Consider the following 24,415-nt stretch of genomic DNA (forward strand, 5'->3'; position numbering starts at 1 on the left):
TGGTCGAGGCGGACCTGCTCGCCCAGCGGTCAGATCCGCGCGGCGGTGAGGAACTCGTGAGCACCGCGTAGTCGGGTGGTCAGCCGGGCACGGGTACGGGCGCAGTCCAGCCGCAGCTCGGCCGGTCCGGGGACGTCGCTGGCGGCACGGAGGCCGGTGGGCAGCGCGGCCGGGTCGAGGCCGTCGCGGCGCGCGATGAGCACCCCGAGGTGGTGCCGGCTGAACGCGTCCGGGCCGGCGACGTGGTGGACCCCGGAGTACGGCGACCCGGCGAGTTCACACAGTGCTGCGGCGAGGTCGGTGACATGCACCGGGCACCGTACGTCGTCGGTGAACAGCACACCGGTGCGCACGCCGGCCGCCAGAGCGTGCACATGTTGCTCGTGGACGGACTCGCCGTACCCGATGATCAGTGACGTCCGGGCGATGACGGCGTGAGGGGTGATCGCCGCGACCGCCGTCTCGGCGGCGGCCTTGGCCGCACCGTACGGCGTCGTCGGGTCCGGTGGGCAGGTCTCGTCGTAGGCGCCCGCCGCGCCGGCGAAGACCGCGTCGCTGGAGACGTGGACGAGCCGGGCCGCCACCGCCCCAGCGGCGAGGGCGACATGCGCGCCGCCGTCGGCGGTGCTCGCCCAGTCGTTCTGACGATAGGCGGCGTTGACGATCACGTCGGGTCGAGCCGTGGCGGCGACGCGGGCGACATGGTCGCGGCGGCGGACGTCGAGTGCGTGCCAGTCGAGGTCGCCGCCGGGCGGATGGCGGTGAAAGGTCGCGGCCACCTGGTGCCCGGCGCGCCGTGCCTGACGGACGATCTCCCGGCCGAGGAATCCGCTGCCGCCCACCACGAGAAGCCTCATCCGAACACGGTAGGCCCGGCGATCCGCCCGCGTGTCGCGCGCTACGTCGGCCGGTCGAGGCCGGCCCGGACCCGGCCGGTCTCGTACGCCCAGATCGCGAGCTCCACCCGGTTGCGGACGCCGAGCTTGGCCATCAGGGCGGCGAGGTGGCTCTTGACCGTGCTGAGGCTGATGTGCAGCTCGCCGGCGATCTCGGTGTTGGTGCGGCCCCGGGCGACGGCGACCAGCACCTGCTCCTCACGGTCGGTCAACGGATCGAGCGGCTGACGGGCCGGTCCCACCGGACCGGCGGCGGCGAAGGCGCCGAGCAGTCGGGTGGTGACCGCCGGCGCGATGAGTGCGTCACCGACGGCGGCGGCCCGGACGGCCTGGGTGAGCAGCGCCGTACCGGCGTCCTTGAGCAGGAAGCCCCGGGCACCCGCGCGCAGCGCGGCGTAGACGTACTCGTCGAGGTCGAAGGTGGTGATGACGACCACGGCGAGCGGGTCGACGACGCCGGGTCCGGCGAGGCGGCGGGTGGCCTCGATACCGTCCACGTCGGGCATCCGGATGTCGAACAGGCACACGTCGGGGCGTAGCCGGTGGGCGAGGTCGACCGCGCGGCGGCCGTCGGCCGCCGCGCCGACGACGTCGATGCCGGGCTGGGCGTCGAGGATCATCGTCAGCCCGGTCCGGACGATCTCCTGGTCGTCGGCGACGACCACCCGGATGGTCACGTCCCGGCCCGGCCGGCCGGAGCGTGGCGGGGCAGGGCCACGGCGACGGTCCAGCCCCGGCCGTGGTCCGGACCGGCGTCGCAGGTGCCGCCGAGCAGCGCCGCCCGCTCGATCATGCCGACGATGCCGAAGCCACCGCCACCGGCGGGTCGGGCCGTGCTGGTGTCGCCGTCGTCGCTGACCCGCAGCCGCACCGCGTCGGCGTCGGCGTCGACGCGGACCTCGATCCGGGTGGCGTGCCGGGCGTGCCGGCGGGCGTTGGTCACCGACTCCTGGGCCAACCGGTAGACCGCTGTAGCGACGGTCGACGGGATGTCGTCGAGGTCGCCGTGCAGGGCGATGTCGACGACCGGCCCGGGCTGGTCGGGGCTGGCGAGTCGGGCGATGTCACCGATTCCGGGGTTCGGGGTGAGGTCCGTCGGGTCCAGCCGCCCGGCCGGTTCGCCGTGGCGCAGGCCGCGCACCATCAGCCGCATCTCGGCCAGGGCGCGGGTCGCCTCGTCCTCGATCACGGCCAGCGCGTCGAGGGCGGCCGCCGGTCGGGTCGGTGCCACCGCGATGCCCGCCTGGGCGCGGATCGCCATCGCCGACACGTGGTGGGCCACCGTGTCGTGCAGGTCGCGGGCGAGTCGTTCGCGCTCGGCCGACTTTGCCTGGTCGAGTTCGCGGGCCCACAGCGTCGCCCGGTACCGCAGCGCGGTGGCGACGGCCATCGCGGCGGACACCACCACCGTCCCGCCGACCAGGTCGGCGAGGTCGAGGTGGCCCACCGCCGCCGACAGGCCCATCTTGGCCAGGATGATCGCCGTACCGGCCACGATCTGCCGACCGGAACCCCAGCGGTACAGCGCGTACGGCAGGATCAGCAGGTAGACGCCGGTGACCAGCTCCGGTTCGTGGCCGACCAGCAGTGCGGCCACGGCGGTGACCGGGAAGGCGACGGCGACCATCAGCAGTGGCCTGGTCCGACGCCACAACAGGGTCGGCGCCAACACCAGGGCGATGATCATCGAGTACGTGGGCGACACCAGGTCGGTACGGAGCAGTCCTTCGACGGTCGCCGCTACACCGACCGCGCCGAGCAGCGCCGAGTCCCGCCAGACCCGCGTCGGTGGGTCGGCGACGGCGGGCTCGGCCCACACCGACCGCAGCAGCGCACGCACACCGCGATCGTACGCAGCGGGCCGTGCCGGCGGACCGGCCACAAGTACGACGGGCGGCCCCGTCCAACGGCCGGGACGACACCGGCCCGTGCGGCGATGACCGGCGGCCGCGCCGCCGCGACGATCGAGCCATGTTCACACCCGTACCGAATCCACGGTCGACGTCACGTTCCGCCGGTCGCTCCACCGCCGCCAACTGGCTGATCCCCACCGGGCTGGTGCTGCTCAGCCTGGTACCGGTGGTCGCCGGCGGCCTGCGGCTGGCCGAGCTGGCCGGCGGGCCGGCCATCGTGCCCGACGGCGACCGGGTCACCGCCACCCCGATGGCACTGGTGACGCACATCGTCAGCGTCACCGTTTTCAGCCTCGTCGGCGCGTTCCAGTTCGCGCCGGGCGTGCGGCGACGCCACCGCGCCTGGCACCGGGCCGCCGGGCGGGTCCTGGTGCTCTGCGGGTTGCTCACCGCCGGGACCGGCCTGTGGCTGACCCTGTTCCTGCCGCCGGCAGCGGTCGACAGCGAGCTGCTGGTCGCCATCCGGGTGGTGGTGAGTGCGGCGATGGCGGCGTGCGTCGTGGTCGGTTTCGTCGCGATCCGGCGGCGCGACTTCGCCGCGCACCGGGCCTGGATGATCCGGGGGTACGCGATCGGGATGGGCGCGGGCACCCAGTTCTTCACCCAGCTGGCGTGGCTGGCCGTGATCGGCCCGGTGACGGCGTCGGGCCGGACCGGCACCATGGCCGCCGGTTGGCTGATCAACGTGGTGGTGGCCGAGTGGGTGATCCGGCGTCGCGCCGCCGGCCCTCGCCGACGACGCGACGCGGTACGGGTCAGCGGATCCGCTCGACCACGACCCGCCGGATGACGAACCTGCCCGGTTCCCGGACCTGTTCGAAGGCGGCATCGTTGAGCAGCACGCAACTGGCCGACGGGCTGGTCACCGTGACGGTGACGCTCCGGTCGTTGTCGAGGTTGGTCACCCTGAGCACGGTGCCGATCGGGAAGGTGCCACTGGACGCCGCCGGGGCGGCGTCCTCGGTGAACAGGGTCACCGTCGAGCCGGCGCAGACGACCTCACCGGTCCCGGGCGCACCGGCGTCCGGCGCGGCACCGGTGTCCGTACCGCCGGTTGGTGCCGGTTGCGGCGCCGCCGGGGTGGTCGGGGCCGCGACCGAGGCGCCGGCCTGGACGTCGGCGGTGCAGCCGGCGGCGGCCCGCCGCTGCTGGATCAGGTCGACGACGGCCTGCCGGTTGGCGATTCGGTCGACGGACAGGGCGTCCGGGTTGGCGCGCTGCTCGGCGATGAAGGTGAGGTTGTTGCGCAGCGCGGTGTCCAGGCCGGCGCAGTTCTCGCCCGCGTTGCCCAGCCCGGTGCCGACCGCGAGTCCGCCGCCGAGCAGGGCGGCGGCCGCCACCCCGATGAACACCTTGCGTGCCCGTCCGCTTCTGACGTCCCACCCGTACATGCGCCCGCTCCTCCCGGTCACCGCCGCGCGATCGCGGCCCACCCACCGGTACGGGCGGCGACGACGAGTGGACCTGCGTTTCGACTGACGTTTCGCTCAAGAAGCCTCACATAAGCCGGTGGGCCGGCCGCCGGTGCGGCAGGACCCCGGCGGCGGGCCGGCCAGTCAGTCAGTCAGTCAGTCAGCGGACGGTCTCGACCGCGACGACCGTCAACCTGGCGGGCAGTACGCCGTGCGCCAGCGTCGCCGCGAGCGTCCGGGCGGTGTCGGCGCCGAAGGCACCCGACAAGGTCGCGTCGCCGCGCACTACGTAAGGGACGTTGGGCGCGCTGAGCACCGTGTTGTCCAGCACGATCGCGATCTGCTGGTCCTCGCCGCCGGGCTTGCCGGCCGCCACCGTCTCCTCGGTCAGGGCGGTCCACTTGGGCTGGCCGGTCTCGGTGAACCGCAGCTGGATCACCCAGTCGCCCGTGCTCTGGTGGAGCTCCGCCTCCGCCGAGGCCAGGTCGGCGCCGACGACCTTGGCGACGTCGAGCAGATATCGGGTGGCCTGCTCGGAGTCGCAGGCGGCGGTGGACGCGTCGAGACGGTCGAAGACACCGGCCGGCCGGCGTTCGAGCGTCGGGCAGGTGATCGCCGGCACCCGGTACTGCAGCTCCGGAGGCAGGGCCGCGACTTCGGCACAGGTGAGTCCGGTGTACGCCGCCACCGCCGGGTCGTCCAGCCGTACCGGCTCGGATTCCTCGCCGGGCAGGTCGAAGGCGGTGCCGAGTTTGTCCTTGGCGGAGGCGGCGACGGCGACCGGGTCGAGCCTACCCGGCGGGTCGTCCGTGCACTCCGTATCGGTCACGGGCGGTTCCTCGAGCCGGGTGGCGAGGACCCGCCGGAAGCTGAGGCTGCCCGGTGCCAGCAGCGCCTCGACCTGATCGCTCTGCTCGCTGGCAGCAGTGACCAGCAGGGTCTCGTCGCCGATCGCGGTGACCGTCGGCCTGGTCAGATCGGACTCGACCATCCGGTCCTGCAGGATCTGCTTGGTCTGCTCCAGCGCGCTGGTCGACGGCCGGTCGCCGGCCGGGCTCGACACCCGTACGGTGATCGCGACGTCGCCGGTGGCCGGACGCCCGTCCCATCGACCGAAGACCAGATAACCGGCGGTCGTGCCGGCGCTGACGACGACCACGGCCGCGAGCCCGAGTGCCAGCCACACCCGACGGCGGGAGATCCGATTCGGTGCCGGCTCGGGCGGTAGGTAACCTTCCGGCACATATCCCAGTCCGGGTGGCGCGACACGATAGTCTGGCGCTGGCTCCTCCGTGGACATGCGACCAGGGTACGGGAGGTACGCACGGGTGCGTCTCGGGTTGGACTTCGGCACGTCCACCACGGTCGGCGTGTTGCACCGGCCCGGCGGCCCGGTGACCCCGCTGCTGTTCGACTCGTCGCCGTTGCTGCCCTCGGCCGTCCATGTCGGGCCGGACGCCACCGTGCTCACCGGAACGGACGCCGAACGGGCGGCGGTCGCCTATCCAGCCGGGCTGGAGCCCAACCCGAAGCGGCGGATCGACGACGAGACCAGTTGGCTCGGCGAACGGGAGTACGCCGTCGTCGATCTGATCGCGGCGGTCTTGGCTCGGCAGTGGGCAGAAGCGTCCCGCGTCTGCGGCCGAGCGCCGTCGGCTGTCGTGCTGACCCATCCGGCCGCCTGGGCACGCACTCGGCTGACCGTGCTGTCCGAGGCGGCGCGACGGGCCGGACTGCCGCCGGTGACGCTGGTTCCCGAACCGGTCGCCGCGGCCGCCTACTTCGTCTCCGTCCTGGGTCAACGGGTTCCGAGTGGCCGGGCGCTGGTCGTCTACGACCTGGGGGCCGGCACCTTCGACCTCAGTGTGGTGCGCGGCGGCGCCGCCGGGTTCGAGGTGATCGCCACCAGTGGCCTCGACGACGTCGGCGGGCTGGATCTCGACGCCGTCGTCGTCGACCACGCCCGGACCCTCACCGCCCGGGCCAGCTCCGGCTGGGCCCGGTTGGACTGGCCGCAGACCAGTGCGGACTCCCGGGCCCGGCGGGATCTGTGGTGGGGCGCGCGGGCGGCCAAGGAGCTGCTGTCCCGGCACCCCCACGCCGATCTGCACATCCCGATCCTCGACGTCGATCTGCACATCACCCGGGAAGAGTTCGAGAAAGCCGCCCAGCCGTACCTCGACCGTACGGTCACCGCCACGCTCGACCTGCTGCGCCGGGCGGGGGTGGCACCGGAACACACGGCGGGAGTGTTCCTCGTCGGAGGATCCAGTCGGGTGCCGCTGATCGCCGCGCTGCTGCACCGGCGACTCAGGATCCCGCCCACCGTGATCGATCAGCCCGAACTGGTGGTCGCACAGGGGTGCCTGTATGTACCGCCAGCGCCACCGGCCGTGCCTCGACCGAGCGGACCCGCGGCGCCGCCCGGACCACCGGCGTTCCCGCCGCCCGGACCACCGGCGTTCCCGCCGCCCGGACCACCGGCTCCGGCCGCGCCGGTGTTCCCACCGACCACACCGCCAGCGGTCAACGGCGTCCCGCCGCGTGGGGTGCTGCCGGCGGACTTCCCGGTCCATCTCGTCGAGCTGGCGCTCGGCGACCGGGTCGGGTACACGGTCCGCACCTACGTCACCGACGACGACGGGTCGACGAGCGCGGTGTTCGCCAGTCGGCGGGCGCGGCTCCCGCTGTTTCCCCGTCCTGAGCAGGCCAGCGACCACGCCGCCGGCACCGATGACCACGACATGACCTCGGTGCTGCACTGGGAATCGTTGAGTTCGTCGATGGCCACGGCGTTCCTACCGCTGACGCCGGACAACCGGTACCGGCTCGATCTGGTGCCGGTCACGTTGGAACGGCACCCGAAGCAGTGGCTGATCGATCTGGTGATCGAGACGGGAAACGTGGCGCGCGAGCTGATCGCCGCGCTCGACATCGCCGACGGCCACCTGCTCCTGGGCGAGGGCACGTTGCTGGACCGACTCGACGACGCGCTGCGGGTGGCGAGCCGGATGCCGTTTCGACGTGGACGTCGTGAGCTGCTCGCCTTCGATCAGGCGCGCGTGGTCGACCACTGGCGACACGTCGTCGCGATGATCGAAAACCGGATCGACTGGCAGAGCTGACGTCGGGTCGGTCAGCCGCCCGACGGCGCGGCCGGTGCGCGGACGACCAACCGGTCCAGCAGCTCGCGGCTGGCGGCGGCCACGGCCGCCACGGCGGCGTCGAACGCCTCGGCGTTGTGCGCGGCCGGTTGCCGGAATCCGGAGATCTTGCGGACGTACTGCAGCGCGGCGGCCTCGATGTCGGCCTCGGTGACGTCGGTGGCGTACGGCTCACGAAGGGTCTTGATGCTTCGGCACATGCGTCCATCCTGCCGCATCATCGGCCGAGCCGGCGTCGGCGCCTGCCGACGCCGGCCCGGTCGGCCGCCGTCGATCTGATCACTCCCGCGAGGCCGGCTGGTCGATCCGGTCGGCCGCAGGGTGTGGTTGGTCGGCCGTCTCGCCGGGCTGACCGTAGTACGCGTCGCGCATGATCGCCTGCATGTCGTCGAGCATCGGCATCCGGGGATTGGCCGGGGCGCACTGGTCGTCGTAGGCGTTCATCGCCTGCTGCGGCAGACTGGCGAGGAACGACGTTTCGTCGACGCCGACCGCCTGGAACGACGGCTCGATACCGACCGCGTCGCGCAACCGTTCCACGGCGGCGGCGTACGACTCGACGCCTTCCTCCGGTGTCGCCGCCGGCAGGCCGAGCATCCGGGCGATCTCCGCGAAGCGTTCCGGGGCCCGGTAGTGCTCGTACTTCGGCCAACCGGAGAGCTTCGTCGGCCGGGCCCCGTTGTAGCGGATGACATGCGGCATCAGGATCGCGTTGGTCCGCCCGTGGGCGATGTGGAAAGTCGCACCGAGCGTGTGCGACATAGCGTGCACGATGCCCAGAAACGCGTTGCCGAAGGCCATGCCGGCGATGGTGCCCGCGTTGTGCATCTTCTCCCGGGCCTCGGGGTCGGCCGCGCCGTTGACGACCGCCCGCTCCAGATAGCCGAAGATCAGTCGGATCGCCTGCAACGCCAGTCCGTCGGTGTAGTCGTTGGCATAGACCGACACGTACGACTCGGTGGCGTGGGTGAGCGCGTCGAAGCCGCTGTCAGCGGTCACCACCGCCGGCAGGTCCGCCGCGAGCACCGGGTCGATGATCGCCACGTTCGGAGTCAGCGCGTAGTCAGCCAACGGATACTTCTTGCCGGTGACCGTGTCGGTGATCACCGCGAACGGGGTGACCTCGGCGCCGGTTCCCGACGTGGTCGGGATGCAGACCAGCTTGGCGAGCACGCCGGGTGCGGGGAAGGTGAAGGCACGCTTACGGATGTCGAAGAACTTCTCCCGCATGTCGGCGAAGACCACGCCGGGGTGCTCGTAGCGCAGCCACATCACCTTGGCGGCGTCCATCACCGATCCACCGCCGAGGGCGATTATCGTGTCGGGCCGGAAGTGACGCATCTGCTCCGCGCCGGCGTCCACCGTACGGATGCTCGGCTCCGGCTCGACCGTGTCGATGATCTGCAGGGCGACCCGCTCGGCGCGGCCCTGCAACACGGTGAGGATCCGGTCGACGAACCCGAGCCGGGTCATGGTCGCGTCGGTCACCACGGTGACCCGGTGCACGTCGGGCATGTCGGCGAGGTACCGGATCGCGTGCGGCTCGAAGTAGATCTTCGGCGGAACCTTGAACCACTGCAGGTTGTTGGTCCGCCGGGCGACCCGCTTGATGTTGAGCAGATTCAGCGCGGTCACGTTGTTCGACACCGAGTTACGCCCGTAGCTGCAACCGGGGTGATCCCGCAGACCACACCGGCCGGCTCGGCGATCTCCACGATGCCGCTGATGTCGTCGCGGCCGACCACCCCGACCGTCTTCATCCCGGCCATGCTGTGGGTGACGTGCTCGCAGGCGAACATGTTTTTGACCGCTTTGTCCTCGAACACGCCGCGGCCGGTCTCCGTCACGGCCAGCCGGGCCAGGTCGCTGTGCCGGCCCAGCGCCGCGATCGACGCCTTGCCGACGATCGTGTCGACCCGTTCCTGGTCGAACTCGGCGTAGTCGTCGAGCGCCTTCGACGCCGCCGCGACCAGGGCATCGATCGCCACCTGGGTCTCGGTCGGCGGGGCCGCCAGGACTGCGGTCATCCGGATCACCTCGTTCGGTCGGCACCGGCGGCACCCCGCCGCCGGCCCTCGACCTCATCGTCGACCCTGCGCCTGCCCACGCGCTGTTGCCGGTCGACCTCGATCGGCGGGACCTTCGTCCCGATCGGACGCCCGCGACCCGGGTGCGGTCAGTCGGCCGTCCGTGCCCCCGCCAGGGCCTGCGCCTTCGCCGGCCAGGTGGGCAGACTCGCCGTGGCGCGCATCCCGGCGGACCGCACGGCGGCCCGCAGCGTGGCCTCGTCGGTCTCGGCGAGCTGCTGATACGTACGGATCCCGGCTGACTGCAGGGCGGCGGCCATCTTGGGGCCGATCCCCTCGATGCGTCGGAAGTCGTCGGCGGGCGCGGATTCGGGTGACACGGCCTGGGTCGGCACCGCCGCGACCGGCTCGGCTGCTGCCACCGGCTCGGCCGGGACAGTGGGTTCGGCTGCTGCCACCGGCTCGGGCGCGGCGGGCGCCGCGGCAGCGATCGGTTCCGGTTGGGCCGGGCCGGCCGGCACCGCCGGGTCAGGCTCAGCCGGCTCAGGCTCAGCCGACTCGGATACCGCGACCGGTTCGTCGGTGACGGCGCTGGTGACGGGCGGGTCGGTGACCGCCGCGACGGCGGGCGCGTCCGTCACGGCCGGGGTCGACCCCACCGGCGGCGTACTCGTCACCGGGTCGGAGACCGCCTCGTCGCCGTTTGCCGTCCCTGGTTCGGCGGACTGCCCGGCGGACCCCGCCGACGGGGATCGACGGCTCATCACCAGCCAGCCCGCCGCCGCGCCGAGCGCAACGACGACCAGGAGTATCAGTACGTTCCCCGGGGACCAGTCCACGGCAACCTCCAGCACCGAAGTCGGGATCGCGAAAGGGTTTCGTCAAGGCCTTGCCGCTGTCAACCTACGGGCTGAGGCATGACACTGCTGCGGCAGGTGCACCCGCTACTCGCTGCCAACCGGTCCGGAACGGTGCGTGTCACGAACCTGCCGTCACCGGCCGAAGAAGGGTTTGCGTCCACCGTGCCGGGCCAGCTCCGCCTGGTCTGCCGTGGTCAGCCGGACCCGGCCGGTGACCGCCCGTACCAGGTGTGCCCGGTCCCACCCGCGAGCCGCGCGCAGCGGCGCGCCGGTGTGTCCGAGTGCCAGTGCCACCACCACATCCGCGCCGGGTCCGGTCAGACACGGCGGGAGACCGAGCGCGTCGGTGACGTCCAGGCCGTGTACGGCCGCCTCGACCACCCTGGTCGCCTGGAAGTCGGTGAGTGTCATCAGGTCGCCGTGCCTGGTCACCACGCGGCGATCGGCTGGTTGCGCCGCCACGAGTTCGGCGATCACGCTGGCGCGACGGGCCAGGTCGTCAACCAGGCGCTGAGGCGGTTCGGCATCGGCCAGCCGGCGCGCGTGGTCGATCCGGGCCGTGTCCTGTGCTGGTGCGAAACGGGCGTCGGCCACGTAGTACCCGGCGGCGGAGACCAACTCCGTGTCGTCGCCGGTCTCCGCCGCCGGCGCGCTCCGGCCGGATCGGTGCTCGGCGGTACGAGGTGCGTCGAGCAGCTCGGTGGTCCGACCGAGCGCTGTCACCGTGTGGGCCAGCAACTCCCGGACCGTCCACGGTGCGCAGCGGGTGGGCCGGTCGAACTCGACGTCGGGGACGGAGCGCAGAAGCGCGACGAGCGCACCTGCCTCGGCGCGGTACGCGGCGTCCACCTCGGCGCGGCGCCAGACCCGTTCGACCACCCGGAACCGTTCGGCCACCACGAGGGTCTCGTCGTCGACGGTGAAGTCGGGGCGGCCGAGCGACGCCCGCATCTCGGCGGAGTGCCAGAACGACTCGTGCCCGGCACGCCACCGGGCGATCGTCCGGAACCCCTCGCCCTCGTCGACGGCGTGCGCGAGATCCACCTCGGCGAGGGGCAGCGTCCGTACCCGCGGGGTCTCCAGCACCGCGCACGGCTGGTCGGCGGAGTCGACCAGCAGGGTCCGATCCCCGGGTCGGGGCAGGGGTTCCCCGTCGAGGTCGTACTGCGGCGCCAGCCCGGTGGTCGCGGTCTTGTCCCCGGCCAGGATCGCGTCGACCAGACGATCGCGCAGCGGTCCGGGAAAGGCGAATTCGGCTTTCGGTAGTTCGATCACCATGGCTCCTCGCTCAGGTGGTCCGACCGTACCGGCGATCCGGATTGTTCCGGTGCCGGGCAGGCCCGGCACCGGAACAATCCGGATGACGATCTCGGTGCCGTACGCCACGATGTGGCGATGACATCGTCAGACCGACCCTCGGTTGCGCTGCACCCGATGACCCAGACAGAGTTCGACGACCGATTTCCCCGGTTGTTGGAGGGCTACGCCGCGAGCCTGGTGCGGTCCGGACGGGCCACCAACGCCACCGCGATAGCCGAATCACGACGTCAACACGACGAGTTGCTGCCGGCCGGGCTGGCCACCGAGCGCATGCTCTTCCTGATCGCGCGGGCGGCGGATGCCGCCGACGCGCCACCGGTCGGTTGGCTCTGGGTCGGACTGCCCGAGCCGGCAGAGCACGACCGGCCGGCCTGGATCTACTACGTAGAGGTCGACGCGGGTCAGCGCGGCAACGGGTACGGACGGACCATACTGTCCACGATCGAACCGCTGCTCGCCGAACGTGGGGTGACCCGGATCGGGCTCAACGTCTTCTCGGACAATCCAGTGGCCCGCCGACTGTACGAGTCGATCGGATTCGCCGTCACCGCCCAGCAGATGATCAAGTCGATCGGTCCGGTCGCCGCGCGGGACGACATCGATCCGCTCGCCGGGCGGGACAGCGAGCTGTGACGCCGGCTCCGAGAATCGGCGGCGGCCGGGCGTCCCGACCGGTGATCGCCCGCGCCATGCCTGACCCGCCCTGCTCAGCCGGGCGGCATCGCGATCCGTAGGCTCACCGCACCGTGCAGGTCGAGCCAGACCTCGTCGGGACCGCGCACCAGGCGCAGCAGCACCCCGGCGCAATGCGGGCAGCGAGCGACCAGGCCCGGGGCGTTCGGATAGACCATCAGGGCCGCGAGCGGACCGGCCCGTCCGCAGCCGGCACAGCGGCCGACCGCGGTGGTGACGTCGACCGCGAAGATCTCGGTGAGCGGGCCGGCCAGCGCGTTGCCGTCCAGATGTCCCCCGTCACGCACCGCCGGGGCCGCCAGTTGTTCGGTCATCTCAACCTCCGGTGGGTCCGAAACGCTCGGTACGGACACGGCGTGGACCGTGTCCGAGAGCGACGAGGATGTCCGCTGCCGTCTCGACGAAACCAGTCGGACCGCAGACGAAACACATCGGTGCCAGTTCCGCGGGCCAGCCGTGGCGGTTGAGGTGGGCGACCCCGAGCCGTCCCACCCGGCCCGGCCAGCCGTCCGGCGCGTGCCGGGTGTACACGTAGCTGACGTCCAACCCGGCATCGTCGCGTACCCGCCGGCGCAGCTCGTCGGCGTAGTAGGCGTCCTGCGCTGTCCGTACCGAATAGACCAGCCGGAACGGCACCCGGCTACCGGCGGCCCGGCGGGCACGTATCATCGCCATCAATGGGACGATCCCGGAACCGCCGGCGACCAGGAGCACCGGATCGGCGGCTTCGGAGCGCCAGACGAACCAGCCGCCCACGGGTCCGCGAATCTCCACCGGGTCCCCGACCGTGTACGGTCCGGTCAGGTATCCGGAGACCTCACCGTCGGGGACCTGCTGCACGGTCAGCTCGACCCGATCGCCGTCCGCCGGTCCGGCGATCGAGTAGCTGCGCTGCGCCTGGTAACCGTCGTCGGCGGTGAGTCGGACGTCGACGTGCTGCCCCGGCAGGTGGCCGGGCCACCCCGGGACGTCGAGGATCAGCGTACGAGCGGTGGGGGTTTCCGGGCGGGCCGCTGCCAGCCGCGCCACGCGCCACCCCAGCCGGCCGGTCAATCGCCCTGGTACCGCTGCTCGCGCCACGGATCACCGTAGTCGTGATAGCCGGCGGTCTCCCAGAAGCCTGGTTCGTCATCGAGGAGCAGCCGGATCCCGTGTACCCACTTGGCCGACTTCCAGAAGTACAGGTGTGGCACCAGGAGCCTGGCCGGGCCGCCGTGCTCGGCGGGCAGGTCCTCGCCGTCGTAGCGGTAGGCGATCCAGGCCTGCCCGTCGGTCAGGTCGGCCAACGGCAGATTGGTGGTGTAGCCGCCGTACGAATGCGCGAGCGCGTACTCGGCGGCGGTCTCGACGTCGGCCAGCAGGGTGTCCAGTGAGACGCCTCGCCAGCGGGTGCCGAGCTTGGACCACTTGGTCACGCAGTGGATGTCGACCGTCACGTCGTCGCCGGGCAGGTCGAGCAGCTGCGCCCAGGTCCACCGGTGCTCCCGGCCGTCCTCGGCGGTGAGCACGAACTCCCAACCGGCGGTGTCGATGCGCGGTGTCGGACCGGCGGACAGCACCGGAAAGTCCTCGGTGAGGTACTGACCCGGGGGCAGGGTGACCGCACCGGGGGAACGCGGGCGGCCGTGGAAGCCGGGTGACACGATGCTCACCGGACAGTGGTACCACCCGCACGACCAGGTCCGCCAGCGATACCGGACTTTTTGACCCGTTGGTGCTCGCGCCGGGTCGCACGGTGCAGTGCGGTGCAGTGCGGTGCAGTGCGGTGCAGTGCGGTGCAGTGCGGTGCAGTGCGGTGCAGTGCGGTGCAGTGCGGTGCAGTGCGGTGCAGTGCGGTGCGATGCGGCCGAAGCGTCGGCCGTCACAGGTCGACGTCGGCCGTCACAGGTCGAACAGGTCGCGGACGGCTTCCTCGATCCGGGCCATGCTCGCGCCGGTGACCATGCCGACCCGTTCCGCACCGGAGCTTCCGGAGATCCGCCGCATCCGGTTGACCACCACCACGCCGGACAGCGGGTCGGTTTCGGCAAGCGGCACCACGAAGGGTGGCAGGGTGGTGGCACCCCGTTGCCGAACGATCGGCGCGCAGTAGGGTGCCGCCCGAGGGCGGTCGTTGTGGGTGTCACCGGACAGCACCACCACGCGGTAGCGCAGGTCGGAGCGCTCCCCGACGGTCCAGATCTCGCCGCGGTTCACGCCGCGTCAGAGAGGTCGGACCAGCCGCATTCCAGGGTGTCGGCGAGCTGGTCGAAGGCGTCGAGCTCGGCACGTACCTCGGGGTTGGCGGCCAGCCACTCCTCGTGGGCCCGGTCGGCGTCGCGGCGGGCCTCGCGGCGGGCCGCCCGGTCGATCCAGTCGGAGAGAGTGACCCCTTCCCGCTCGGCAGCGGCGCGTGCCTGGGCCAGGGTCTGCGGACTCAGACGCAGGGTGACCATCTCTGCCATTGGGCGATGGTACGTCCGGATGTCCTGGTACGCGGTACCGGGGCGGTCGGATGGTCGCCGGGTCGTACCGCCGCGAGGCCCGCCGCGACGCCGCCCGCCAGCGCCTTCCGACCCGCGTCGGCACGCGCCGTTCAGCACGCGCCCGCGTCGGCACGCGCCGTTCAGTCGTGCAGTTGCGCCAGATGCCGCATCTTGTTCATCGCGTCCAACGCTGCGACCTTGTACGCCTCGGCGAGTGTCGGGTAGTTGAACACCGCGTCGACGAAGTAGTCGATGGTGCCGTGGCAACCCATCACCGCTTGTCCGATATGGACGAGTTCGGTGGCTCCGGTGCCGAAGATGTGCACGCCGAGCAGCTGCCGGGTGTCCGGGGCGACCAAGAGCTTGAGCATGCCGTACGAGTCACCGATGATCTGGCCACGGGCGAGTTCCCGATATCGGGCCACGCCGACCTCGAACGGCACCCGGTTGTCGGTGAGCTGGTCCTCGGTGCTGCCGATGAAGCTGATCTCGGGGATGGTGTAAATGCCGATCGGCTGCAGTTGCGGCATGCCCCGCGCCGGCTCGCCGCAGGCGTGGTGGGCGGCGAGGCGTCCCTGTTCCATCGAGGTCGACGCCAGTGCGGGGAAGCCGATGATGTCCCCGACCGCGTAGATGTGCTCCGCGGTGGTCTGGAAGTTCTCGTTGACCCGCACCCGACCCCGTGAGTCGGCTTCCAGCCCGGCGCGCCCGAGATCGAGATCGGCGGCGACGCCTTGGCGGCCGGCCGAGTACATCACGGTGTCGGCGGCGATCCGCTTGCCGCTTTCCAGGACGGCGACCGCGCCACGGGGATGGCGTTGCACCGAGGCGACCTCTTCGCCAAAGCGGAAGGTGACTGCTAGATCACGGAGATGGTATTTCAGTGCCTCGACGATCTCCAGGTCGCAGAACTCCAACATCCGGTCGCGCCGTTCGACGACGGTCACCTCGGTGCCGAGCGCGGCGAACATCGAGGCGTACTCGATGCCGATCACGCCGGCACCGACCACGATCATCGACTGCGGGACGTGCTCGAGATTGATGATCCCGTCGGAGTCGACGATCGTCCGTTCGTCGAAATCGACACTGGCCGGCCGCGCCGGCCGGGTTCCGGCCGCGATGACGATCTTGTCGGCGGTGACCTTGTTGCCGTGACCGGTCGGATCGGTCACCACGACGGTGTGCGGATCGTCGAAGCGCGCGGTCCCGGTCATGATGCGCACCCGGTTACGGGTCAACTGACTGCGCGTAACGTCGATCTCACGCCCGATCACATGCTGGGTCCGAGCGGCGAGATCACTGACCGTTATGTCGTCTTTCACCCGGTACGAACGGCCGTAGACCTCGCGCTGGTTGAGCCCCGTCAGGTAGAGCACCGCTTCCCGGAGGGTCTTCGACGGGATCGTCCCGGTGTTGATGCAGACACCACCGAGCATGTGCGCGCGTTCGACGACCACCACCCGCCGGTCGAGCTTCGCCGCGGCGATCGCCGCCTTCTGTCCACTGGGGCCGGATCCGATCACGAGCACGTCGACGTCATACACACCGACCAGTCTGCCAGCACCGGGTTTCGAGCCGCTTACGCGGCCCGTACCCATCTGGCCGTACTCGATGCGATGGATGGGTCGCCCCGTCCGGCGAACAGCCCAGTACGGCACAGCGCGCACCCGGACGAACACGATGTTCAACGACAAATGCCGGTACGGGACACCGAGGTCCACTAACCGGTCCGCCAGGCCCGGAACGCGGCCAGCGACACCCGCTCCACCATCTCCACCCCCTGTCCCAGGGTGTCGTGGTGGTCGGACAGGACAGCCACCAACCAGTCGTTGTCCTCCTCGACGATCCGACCGATGCTGTTCACCAGCCACCGCCCGGCGTGCTCGTCGATCGTCACCCACCCGTTCTTCACCCAGACCTTCGATCGGGACGACCCCGCCCCGGCAGTCACCCCCCACCGCTGTTCCGACACCACGCCGCTCATCAGCTCGAGCACGAAGTCGCGGTCCGCCTGCGACAGCGGCCCGTCGGCGGTGGTCAGGGTCCGCAGCAGACGGATCTGGTCAGCGGCCGTGGTCGTGGTGGTGCCCCACGCGGAACGCGGCCGCGTCTCGGTCATCCCGAACTCGTCGTTCGCGCTGCGCAGGCCGGACACCCCACCGATCGACGCGAACAGCTCACTGGCGGCGGAGTTGTCGCTGACCGTGATCATTCTCGTGGCGAGCCGGCGCCGGTCCGCGCCGAGCGCGGATCCCCCCATGTGCAGCAACAGAGCGGAGAGGATGTCGACCTTGACGATACTCGCGGTCTGGAAGACCTGGTCGGCACCGATCAGGAAGCCGGCACCGGTGGGCTGGTCGACCACGGCGACGCTGAGCTGACCGGCGGCTCCGGCCGTGTACCGCCGCACCTGCTCCGCGGCGCGGACGGCCCGCGCCCGTTGCCGCGCGACGGCGTCGTCTACCGTCTCCGGGCTCGGACCGGGAACTTCCCGCCCGGGTGCCACACCAGCGGCGACCCGTTGTCCGGTGCCGGTGGCTGACTCCGGCACGGACAGCCCGCCGTACCGGCTCCAGCCGTAACCGGCGGCACCAGCGGCCAACAGGCCGAGGGCACCGAGGCTCAGCACCGTACGTCGGGAACGTCCCGACTCCGGGCTGGCGTGCCGTCCGGGACCTCCGCTGCGGACATCCGTACCTCGGCGGGGCTGTTCACGACGGCGGGGCTGTTCACGACGGCGGGGCTGTTCACCGACGAACCCGCTGGATCCCCACGCGTCATCTGTCCGACCTCGCACTCGCGCCGCCCTCCGAGCGTCCCGTACCGGCCCTGCGTCCACCGGTGGTACGGAGCCGCCGGACGGGTCGTTCAATCGCGGTCCGGTGTCTTCCGGCCACCGGGAACCGACCATCGGCACCCGACCATCGGCACCCGACCATCGGCACCGGCCACTCCGGGACCTGACGACGCGGGGGGACTCCGGCACGGCCCGGTGGACCAGGGGTGACGCCCGCCGGTCAGGTGGGCAACCAATAAGGTTGTTCCATCTCCCCGATCACGAACAGGCGGACCGACGATGGCGGACACGGCTACTGTCAGCGCGTTGAGCGCCGGTGACCATGCCTGTCTGACCTTTTCCGACCAGGAAGAGCGGCTCGACCTGGTCGCGGCGTTCGTCCGCGCGGGCCTGCGGGCCGGGCAGAAGGTCGTGTGCTGGACCGACTCGGTCAGCCCGGACGATCTGACCGGGGAACTCCACGACCGTTCGGTACGTCCTGGTTCGGCGTTGCGCCGTGGACAGCTACAGATCGGTTCGGCCACCGCGTCGCTGCTCGGCGGTGATCCGGCGGATGCCGGCACGATGGTACGGATGCTGGCCGAGGAGGTACGGCTGGCCACCCGGGAGGGATACCCGGGGCTACGGTTGACGGCCGACATGTGCTGGGCCACCCGGCCGTTCGCCTCCGCCGAGCAGTTGCTGGAGTTCGAGACGCTGGTGACCGACCTGCTGGCGCACGGCCAGCTCTGCCTGATCTGTCAGTACGACCGGGAACGGTTCGACGCGGTGACCCTCGCCTTCGCCGCACGGGTGCACCCCAAGACGGTGGCCGCGCAGGTGTACCTCGAACACCCGCTACTGCGCATCTGCCGGCAGTACAGTCCGGCGGGCGTACGGGTGGCCGGCGAACTGGACTACCGGCACAAGGACGTCCTCGAACTCGCGCTCGCCGAGTCCGTCCGGATCGACCGGCACGTGCACCTCAACCTGACCGGACTCGACTACATCGACGGCGCTTGCGCGAGCATCGTCGTGGCCGCCGCCCGTGCGCTGCCCCGGTCGCGCCGGATGACGGTAACCTGCCGGCGACTGGTGGGCACGGTGCTGTCCCTGGTGGGTGGGGATGACGTCAGCCAGCTTCGGGTACAGAGACGCCATGAGCAGCCCTGATCCGACCGCCGTCGACACCGACGGCCGGACCGACCTCGTACGGACGGAACCGGATCTCCTCGATCAGCCGTTCGATCAGGACGGCCTGTACGGGTTGCGGGCCACGCTCAGTGCGCACGCGCCCCGGCTGCGCGTCTCCCAGGAAGAGACCGAGCATCTGCTGATCGTGGCCAGCGAGTTGGCCACGAACGCCATCCGGCATGGCGGCGGCACCGGCCGGCTGCGGCTGTGGCGGCACGGGGACTCGCTGTACTGCGAGGTGAGCGACCACGGGCCGGGCATCACGGATCAGCAGGTCGGGACCGTACCGCCGAACCAGTCCCGCACCGGCGGGCGAGGCGTGTGGATCTGCCGGCAGCTGTGCAGCGATCTGACCATCGCCCACGGTCCTTCCGGCCAAGGGGCCGTCGTCACCGCGGTCCTGTCGGTCGGTGCTCCAGCGGCTCGACCGTGACGACCGGACCTCGACGCGGCACCACCGTGACGACCGGACCCCGGCGCGACGCGCCCGACCGCATCCGACGGGTGCGCATCACCAGGGCTCAGACAGCGAGGATCGCGACGACCGCGAGGTATCCGCCCAGGAGCAGGGTGCCCTCGAAGCCCAGCCGACCCCATCCTCGTACCTGCCGGACCAGCAGGCCGCCGAGCAGGATCGCGGTCATCAACAGGGCCGCGGCGGTCAGGAACAGCTCGTCGGGTCCGGCCGCGTGATAGAGCGAACCGCTCCGGTGGAACACGTCGCCGACGACCAGGTTGAGCGCGTCCAGGCAGTTGCCGCCGAGAACGGCGGCGACCGCGAGCGTCAGTGCCCCCCGGCGTACGGCGGCGATCGCGGTGATGGTCTCTGGCAACGCGTTGATCAGGCCCATCAGCACGCCCCCGACGAAACCGGCGCGCAGACCGGTGGCTTCGACGAGGCTCTCTCCGGCGAGCGCGATGGCCCATCCGCCAGCGGCGACGGTCGATCCGATCAGGACGAAACCGAGCCAGAGTCGACGCAGTGGCGTACGGTCCAAGCCGCCGTGACCCGCCGGACGGTCGGGACGCGTCTCCGTGGTGTCGACCGCTTGCCAGTACGGCGTACCGTCGGTGGAGTGAATGATCATGACACCGCCCACATAGCAGCCGACCATGACCACTGACACCGGATGGATTCCGAGCAGAGTGCCGTCCGGGGTGTAGGTGCCGACGAGCGCGAGCGCGAGCAGCGCCACCAGCAGGCACCCGAACAGGAGATTGGAAAGGGACGCGGTCGCGTGTTCGAGGTTGACCCGGCGATGGAACAGGTCGGCGACGGCGACCGCCGTGGTCTGCGCGGCGATCCCTCCGACCGCGTTGCTGTAGGCGAGCTGTGGCGCGTCGCCCGCAGCGGTGACAGCGGTCGTCACTATGCCGGACAGCGAGGTCACGAGCCCGAAGAAGACCGCGCCGAACAGCGCCTCGCCCCATCCGGTCCGGTCGGCGAGCGCGTCGCCGACCGCCACCAGCCGGATGCTGCCCACCACCGTGAGGGCCCCGGCGATAGCGAGGATCGCCACGCTCCAGGAGGCCGACAACACAGAATCCGACATAAAAGACATGTTTTCATATGTCGACCCAGGTGGAGGGCATTGCCCCGCAGGTGACATCCCCGCCTCGACCAACCACCGAGAACTCCGGATAACACTCGACCGCTCTCGTCCGAACTTGTCAGCGATCCCTCAGAAACACTTGCTATCTTCGGCAATCACCAAGATCCATTTTGGATCAACCGTCAACTCCGGGTCACCACGGCGACATCGCCCGGAGACACGCCAGTGAAAGGAATGTACGTGGTCTTCAAGAAGATGCTGGGAGCTCTCGGCATCGGCGCCCCCAGCGTCGACACCGTCCTGCCGAACCCCAACACCCGACCCGGCCTCGTGCTCGCCGGCCAGGTCAACCTCACCGGGGGAAGCCACGACGCCCGGCTCGACCAGGTCACGGTCAGCCTCGTCACCCGGGTGGAGGTCGAGGCCGGCGGCGAGGAACACGACGCGCTCGCGGAATTTCACCGAGTCGGGGTGGGCAGCGCCATCGCGCTCGGCCAGGGACAGCACCTGTCGCTGCCGTTCCAGATCCTGATCCCGTGGGAGACCCCGGTCACCGACCTGTACGGCCACCGGCTGCACGGGATGACCATGGGCCTGCGCACCGAGGTGGCCATCCCCGGGGCGATCGACCGAGGCGACCTCGACGCGGTCCATGTCCACCCCCTGCCGGTGCAGGAACGAATCCTGGAAGCCTTCGCCCGACTGGGCTTCACCTTCAAGGGCGCCGACCTGGAGTACGGCCGGCTGCACGGTGTGCCCCAGACGCTGCCGTTCTACCAGGAGATCGAGTACTACGCCGCACCGCAGTACGCCTCCGGGATTCGGGAGGTGGAGCTGACCTTCGTCGCCAGCGAACACGGTGTCGACATCGTCCTGGAGTTCGACAAGCGAGGCGGCCTGTTCACACCGGGTCACGACTCGTACGGACGCTACCGCGTCAGCCACGCCGACACCGACCGGGTCGACTGGACCGCCCAGGTCGACGGTTGGGTACGCGAGGCCCTGTCCCAACGGCAGGGTCTGCTCGGCGGCCATGGCCACCCGGGATACGGACATCCGGGGTACGGACATCCCGGTCATGGTGGGCATCACCGCGGCGGCGGGATGGGTGGCGTCGTCGCCGGAGCGGTCGGCGGCGCGGCGCTGGGCTTCGCCGGCGGCATGGTCGCTGGCGAGGTGTTCGACTCCTTCGGTGGCGACGACGACGGCGGCGGCGAGGAGTTCTCGGAGGAGTGATCGGCGGCGCAGGCCCTGGTACGCCCGCGTCCGGCTGGAACCAGCCGGACGCGGGCACCCTGGCCCCTACCAGTCGACGTAGCGAAACGCCACGAACGCCAGCGGCATCGACGATCGGTGATCGGCGACTCACGTCACGATGACACCCGTACGAGCTGGCGCGACGGCCGGGAATAGCTGCAAAAATAGCAGCATCAGCAATGACGCACGGCAACAGCGATAGCTGTGACCTTCAATTCCCCGGTAGCGCGGCTCGACCAGACAGTTGTCGAAGCGTTTAGTCATCCGCCGTTCAGGAATGTCGCCAGGTACGGCCACTCGTTTATCGACGGGCCGGCCGAGAGCCTCATCGAGGGGCACGGCACGCACTGCGGGCCGCGCCCTGCAGAGCCAGCGGCCGGCACAGATTACAAGAGATCGCCACGTAGTCGGTCGTTTAGTCCAACTCGGACAAAATAATTACGACCAGTGCAGAGATTCATGGCAGTCACTCGCAGTCGACCATTGCGATGTCGACCGATATTGATTTAGCTTGGGACGAGCTGACCGCCATACACGGCCAACCCGTTGCGAGCGGTGGCATTGGCACGACTGGCAAGGGTGGCGACGTTGCGTATCCAGGTCCTCGGCCAGATCTCCGCCTGGCGCCACGGTATCCAGCTGGATCTCGGACCGGCGGCTCAACGGGCCTTCCTGGGCCTCCTTGCGATCACGTGCGGCCAACCGGTACGGGAGGCCGAGATCAGGGCTGCCGTGTGGGCTGACCGACGGCCACCGCCGACCGCCCGCAACGTGATCCAGACACACGTCAAACATCTCCGCCGGCTGTTGGAGCCCGACCGGCGGCCCCGTACCCCTAGTACGGTGCTACGGCAGGTCGGTGACGGCTACGCACTCCAACTCCCCGCAGCGGCCATCGACGTGATCAGATTCCGTCAGTTGGTCACCGCAGCGGTCGCCACCCAGCGTGGTGGCGACCCGCAGCACGCCGCCGATCAACTCGAACAGGCGCTGGCTCTCTGGCAGGGTCCCCCCTTGGCCGACATCCCGGTGCTGGCCGGCCATCCCAAGGTCATCGCCCTCGTCGGTGAACGCCACGCCGCACTCGCCCGATACGGCGAGGTCATGATCGCCGCCGGACGCGCCGCCGACGCGATCCCGGCGCTGGAGGAGGCCGCCGCCGCGCAACCGCTCGACGAAGCGGCACAGGCTCGGCTGATCCGCGCCTGTCACGCCGCTGGCCGGCGGGCCAGAGCGTTCCGGGCGTACCACGACGTTCGACACCGGCTGGCCGAGGAACTCGGGGTGGATCCCGGAGCGGAGCTGACGGCGGCACACACCGCGCTGCTGCACGACGAGGAGCCGCAGGCGTCGCCGGGTCGCCGGGTGCCCCTCCCGCAGCCGCCGGATCATCGACCGGCTCTTCCCCGGCCGGGCACCGCCACGGCGGGCACCGCCGGGGCGCGACCGCGCCCACTGGTGCAGCACGACGAGCAGACAGGCACGAATCGGCGACCCGGGTCGGCCGTCGCACCCGCCCCGGCACAGCTTCCTGCGGACATCGCCGACTTCACCGGCCGGACCAGCGAGTTGAAGCAGCTCGACACGCTACTCGCCGACGCGTACCGACCGGCTGGTCCCACCAGCGGCGACCCGCCGGCGGTGGTCATCTCCGCGCTGTCGGGCACAGCCGGGGTCGGCAAGACCGCTCTCGCGGTCCGGTGGGCCCACCGGAACCGGGACCGCTTCCCGGACGGCCAGCTCTACGTGGATCTGCAGGGGTACGACGCGGAACAACCGGTCTCCCCGGGCCAGGCGCTCGCCGGATTCCTACGCGGACTCGGTCTCACCGGACCGGACCTGCCGCTGGATCCGGAGGAACGGGCCACCTGCTACCGCAGCCTGGTCGACGGCCGGCGGATGCTGATCGTCCTCGACAACGTGGCTTCCGCCGAACAGATCCGCCCGCTGCTGCCCGGATCACCGTCCTGTTTCGTGCTGGTCACCAGCCGCGACTCCCTGGCCGGGCTCGTCGCCCGGCACGGAGCTCGACGGATCGATCTCGACCCGCTGCCGTTGGCCGACGCGGTGGCGTTGATCCGCCGGTTGATCGGAGCCAGGGTGAGCGCCGAACACGCGGCGGCGGCCCGGCTCGCCGCGCAATGCGCCCGGCTTCCGCTGGCCCTGCGGGTCGCCGCCGAGATGGCCGCGACCCGCCCCGGTACGCACCTGGTCGATCTGGTGCGCGAACTGGCCGATCAGCACCGACGGTTGGACCTGCTGGACGCCGGTGGGGACCGGCGTACCGGCGTACGGGCGGTGTTCTCCTGGTCGTACCTGCATCTGCCGGCCGCCGCCGCCCGGGCGTTCCGGCTGGTCGGTCTGCATCCCGGTCCGGACGTCGAGCCGTACGCGGCGGCGGCGATCCTCGGCACCGACCTGCCGGACGCCCGGCGGCTACTCGAGCTGCTGGCTCGCGCGCACCTGCTGCAGCGCGGCACCGATCACCGCTATCGGATGCACGACCTGCTCCGCGCGTACGCCGTCGATCTAGCGCAGGCGCGCGACGCCGACGAGGACCGACGGCGCGCGATGACCGCCCTGTTCGATCACTATCTGTGCGCCACCGCCGCCGCGATGGATGTGCTGTATCCGGCCGAGCGGCACCGCCGGCCCGAGGTGACCGAATCTACGGCACCGGTGCCGTCGACGAGCGACGCCGGGGCCGCGCGGGGCTGGCTGGAGCAGGAGCGCGCCAATCTGGTGGCCAGCGTCGTACACGCCGCTGGTCGGGGCTGGCCGGAACACGCGCGGCGGCTGGTACTGACGGTGTTCCGCTACCTGGAGGGTGCGGGCCACTACCCGGACGCGGTGACCGTGCACCACCACGGTCTCCACGCCGCGCA

25 protein-coding genes and 2 pseudogenes are annotated in these 24,415 nt (G+C 70.9%); 7 read left to right on the plus strand and 20 right to left on the minus strand.

Going from position 1 to position 24,415, the window contains the following annotated elements:
* Positions 1-29: 29 nt before the first annotated feature.
* The 3 genes from O7632_RS19785 to O7632_RS19795 are packed head-to-tail and all read right to left on the minus strand — an operon-like array spanning position 30 to position 2,736.
* Positions 30-857: a sugar nucleotide-binding protein gene (locus O7632_RS19785; RefSeq protein WP_278116396.1), complete on the minus strand. Its 828-nt coding sequence runs from the start codon at positions 855-857 to the stop codon at positions 30-32.
* Between the two features lie 41 nt (positions 858-898).
* Positions 899-1,573, minus strand: a complete 675-nt coding sequence (locus tag O7632_RS19790) for a response regulator transcription factor (protein ID WP_278116398.1) — start codon at positions 1,571-1,573, stop codon at positions 899-901.
* Positions 1,570-2,736, minus strand: coding sequence for a histidine kinase (locus tag O7632_RS19795; RefSeq protein ID WP_278116400.1), 1,167 nt, complete (start codon positions 2,734-2,736; stop codon positions 1,570-1,572). Before O7632_RS19795 ends, O7632_RS19790 begins: the two co-directional genes overlap by 4 nt.
* A gap of 131 nt (positions 2,737-2,867) precedes the next feature.
* On the opposite strand from O7632_RS19795, the gene O7632_RS19800 reads away from it, so the two are divergent.
* Positions 2,868-3,599, plus strand: coding sequence for a DUF2306 domain-containing protein (locus O7632_RS19800; protein ID WP_278116402.1), 732 nt, complete (start codon positions 2,868-2,870; stop codon positions 3,597-3,599).
* Here O7632_RS19800 and O7632_RS19805 read toward each other — a convergent pair.
* Positions 3,565-4,200, minus strand: a complete 636-nt coding sequence (locus O7632_RS19805) for a hypothetical protein (protein ID WP_278116404.1) — start codon at positions 4,198-4,200, stop codon at positions 3,565-3,567. The genes O7632_RS19800 and O7632_RS19805 overlap by 35 nt on opposite strands.
* A 181-nt stretch (positions 4,201-4,381) precedes the next feature.
* A complete protein-coding gene (locus tag O7632_RS19810) occupies positions 4,382-5,521 on the minus strand; it encodes a hypothetical protein (RefSeq protein ID WP_278116406.1) in 1,140 nt (379 codons plus the stop codon).
* Positions 5,522-5,549: 28 nt separating this feature from the next.
* On the opposite strand from O7632_RS19810, the gene O7632_RS19815 reads away from it, so the two are divergent.
* Entirely contained in the window at positions 5,550-7,346 is a 1,797-nt protein-coding gene (locus O7632_RS19815; RefSeq protein ID WP_278116408.1) for an Hsp70 family protein, read from the plus strand.
* Between the two features lie 11 nt (positions 7,347-7,357).
* On the opposite strand, the gene O7632_RS19820 is transcribed toward O7632_RS19815, so the two are convergent.
* From O7632_RS19820 to O7632_RS19845, 6 genes and pseudogenes are all read right to left on the minus strand, one after another.
* Positions 7,358-7,585, minus strand: a complete 228-nt coding sequence (locus O7632_RS19820) for a DUF2277 domain-containing protein (RefSeq protein ID WP_278116410.1) — start codon at positions 7,583-7,585, stop codon at positions 7,358-7,360.
* 79 nt (positions 7,586-7,664) lie between these two features.
* Positions 7,665-9,020, minus strand: coding sequence for an iron-containing alcohol dehydrogenase (locus O7632_RS19825; protein WP_278116412.1), 1,356 nt, complete (start codon positions 9,018-9,020; stop codon positions 7,665-7,667).
* On the minus strand, positions 9,017-9,412 hold the full coding sequence (locus O7632_RS19830) for an aldehyde dehydrogenase family protein (protein WP_278116414.1): 396 nt from the start codon (positions 9,410-9,412) through the stop codon (positions 9,017-9,019). Before O7632_RS19830 ends, O7632_RS19825 begins: the two co-directional genes overlap by 4 nt.
* A 149-nt stretch (positions 9,413-9,561) precedes the next feature.
* On the minus strand, positions 9,562-10,251 hold the full coding sequence (locus tag O7632_RS19835; protein ID WP_278116416.1) for a helix-hairpin-helix domain-containing protein: 690 nt from the start codon (positions 10,249-10,251) through the stop codon (positions 9,562-9,564).
* 153 nt (positions 10,252-10,404) lie between these two features.
* Positions 10,405-11,151 (minus strand): maleylpyruvate isomerase N-terminal domain-containing protein, encoded by a 747-nt coding sequence (locus O7632_RS19840; RefSeq protein ID WP_278120209.1) that lies wholly within the window; start codon positions 11,149-11,151, stop codon positions 10,405-10,407.
* Positions 11,137-11,550 (minus strand): annotated as a pseudogene (locus tag O7632_RS19845) (ASCH domain-containing protein); the annotation flags it as partial. The pseudogene O7632_RS19845 and the gene O7632_RS19840, both read right to left, overlap by 15 nt.
* 156 nt (positions 11,551-11,706) lie before the next feature.
* On the opposite strand from O7632_RS19845, the gene O7632_RS19850 reads away from it, so the two are divergent.
* Positions 11,707-12,225 (plus strand): GNAT family N-acetyltransferase, encoded by a 519-nt coding sequence (locus tag O7632_RS19850; RefSeq protein ID WP_278116417.1) that lies wholly within the window; start codon positions 11,707-11,709, stop codon positions 12,223-12,225.
* 74 nt (positions 12,226-12,299) lie between these two features.
* Here O7632_RS19850 and O7632_RS19855 read toward each other — a convergent pair whose 3' ends face one another.
* The 7 genes from O7632_RS19855 to O7632_RS19885 all read right to left on the minus strand — a co-directional run bounded on the left by O7632_RS19855 (position 12,300) and on the right by O7632_RS19885 (position 17,379).
* Positions 12,300-12,572, minus strand: a complete 273-nt coding sequence (locus O7632_RS19855) for a DUF6510 family protein (RefSeq protein ID WP_278120210.1) — start codon at positions 12,570-12,572, stop codon at positions 12,300-12,302.
* Positions 12,573-12,600: 28 nt separating this feature from the next.
* Complete coding sequence (locus O7632_RS19860; protein WP_278116420.1) at positions 12,601-13,338, minus strand: ferredoxin reductase; 738 nt, start codon at positions 13,336-13,338, stop codon at positions 12,601-12,603.
* Positions 13,335-13,937: a sulfite oxidase-like oxidoreductase gene (locus O7632_RS19865; RefSeq protein WP_278116422.1), complete on the minus strand. Its 603-nt coding sequence runs from the start codon at positions 13,935-13,937 to the stop codon at positions 13,335-13,337. The genes O7632_RS19860 and O7632_RS19865 overlap by 4 nt, the downstream gene beginning before the upstream one ends.
* Before the next feature lie 229 nt (positions 13,938-14,166).
* Complete coding sequence (locus tag O7632_RS19870) at positions 14,167-14,481, minus strand: type II toxin-antitoxin system PemK/MazF family toxin (RefSeq protein ID WP_278116424.1); 315 nt, start codon at positions 14,479-14,481, stop codon at positions 14,167-14,169.
* Entirely contained in the window at positions 14,478-14,729 is a 252-nt protein-coding gene (locus tag O7632_RS19875; protein WP_278116426.1) for a YlcI/YnfO family protein, read from the minus strand. The genes O7632_RS19870 and O7632_RS19875 overlap by 4 nt, the downstream gene beginning before the upstream one ends.
* Positions 14,730-14,890: 161 nt before the next feature.
* A complete protein-coding gene (gene sthA, locus O7632_RS19880) occupies positions 14,891-16,294 on the minus strand; it encodes a Si-specific NAD(P)(+) transhydrogenase (RefSeq protein WP_278116428.1) in 1,404 nt (467 codons plus the stop codon).
* A 176-nt stretch (positions 16,295-16,470) separates the two neighbouring features.
* Entirely contained in the window at positions 16,471-17,379 is a 909-nt protein-coding gene (locus O7632_RS19885) for a serine hydrolase (protein ID WP_278116430.1), read from the minus strand.
* Between the two features lie 447 nt (positions 17,380-17,826).
* Here O7632_RS19885 and O7632_RS19890 point away from each other — a divergent pair, with 447 nt between their 5' ends.
* Both O7632_RS19890 and O7632_RS19895 read left to right on the plus strand, forming a co-directional pair.
* Positions 17,827-18,699 carry an MEDS domain-containing protein gene (locus O7632_RS19890; RefSeq protein ID WP_278116432.1) on the plus strand — a complete coding sequence of 291 codons (873 nt, stop codon included), beginning with the start codon at positions 17,827-17,829 and terminating at the stop codon, positions 18,697-18,699.
* Entirely contained in the window at positions 18,686-19,153 is a 468-nt protein-coding gene (locus tag O7632_RS19895; protein WP_278116434.1) for an ATP-binding protein, read from the plus strand. The genes O7632_RS19890 and O7632_RS19895 overlap by 14 nt, the downstream gene beginning before the upstream one ends.
* An 88-nt stretch (positions 19,154-19,241) precedes the next feature.
* On the opposite strand, the gene O7632_RS19900 is transcribed toward O7632_RS19895, so the two are convergent.
* A complete protein-coding gene (locus O7632_RS19900; RefSeq protein ID WP_278116436.1) occupies positions 19,242-20,273 on the minus strand; it encodes a cation transporter in 1,032 nt (343 codons plus the stop codon).
* A gap of 240 nt (positions 20,274-20,513) precedes the next feature.
* On the opposite strand from O7632_RS19900, the gene O7632_RS19905 reads away from it, so the two are divergent.
* Entirely contained in the window at positions 20,514-21,509 is a 996-nt protein-coding gene (locus tag O7632_RS19905; RefSeq protein WP_278116438.1) for a sporulation protein, read from the plus strand.
* A gap of 129 nt (positions 21,510-21,638) precedes the next feature.
* On the opposite strand, the gene O7632_RS19910 is transcribed toward O7632_RS19905, so the two are convergent.
* Complete coding sequence (locus O7632_RS19910; protein WP_278116440.1) at positions 21,639-21,869, minus strand: hypothetical protein; 231 nt, start codon at positions 21,867-21,869, stop codon at positions 21,639-21,641.
* Between the two features lie 249 nt (positions 21,870-22,118).
* On the opposite strand from O7632_RS19910, the pseudogene O7632_RS19915 reads away from it, so the two are divergent.
* A pseudogene (locus tag O7632_RS19915) lies at positions 22,119-24,053 on the plus strand (BTAD domain-containing putative transcriptional regulator); the annotation flags it as partial.
* Between the last annotated feature and the right edge of the window lie 362 nt (positions 24,054-24,415).

This window comes from Solwaraspora sp. WMMD406 (genome assembly GCF_029626025.1).
GTDB lineage: Bacteria > Actinomycetota > Actinomycetes > Mycobacteriales > Micromonosporaceae > Micromonospora_E.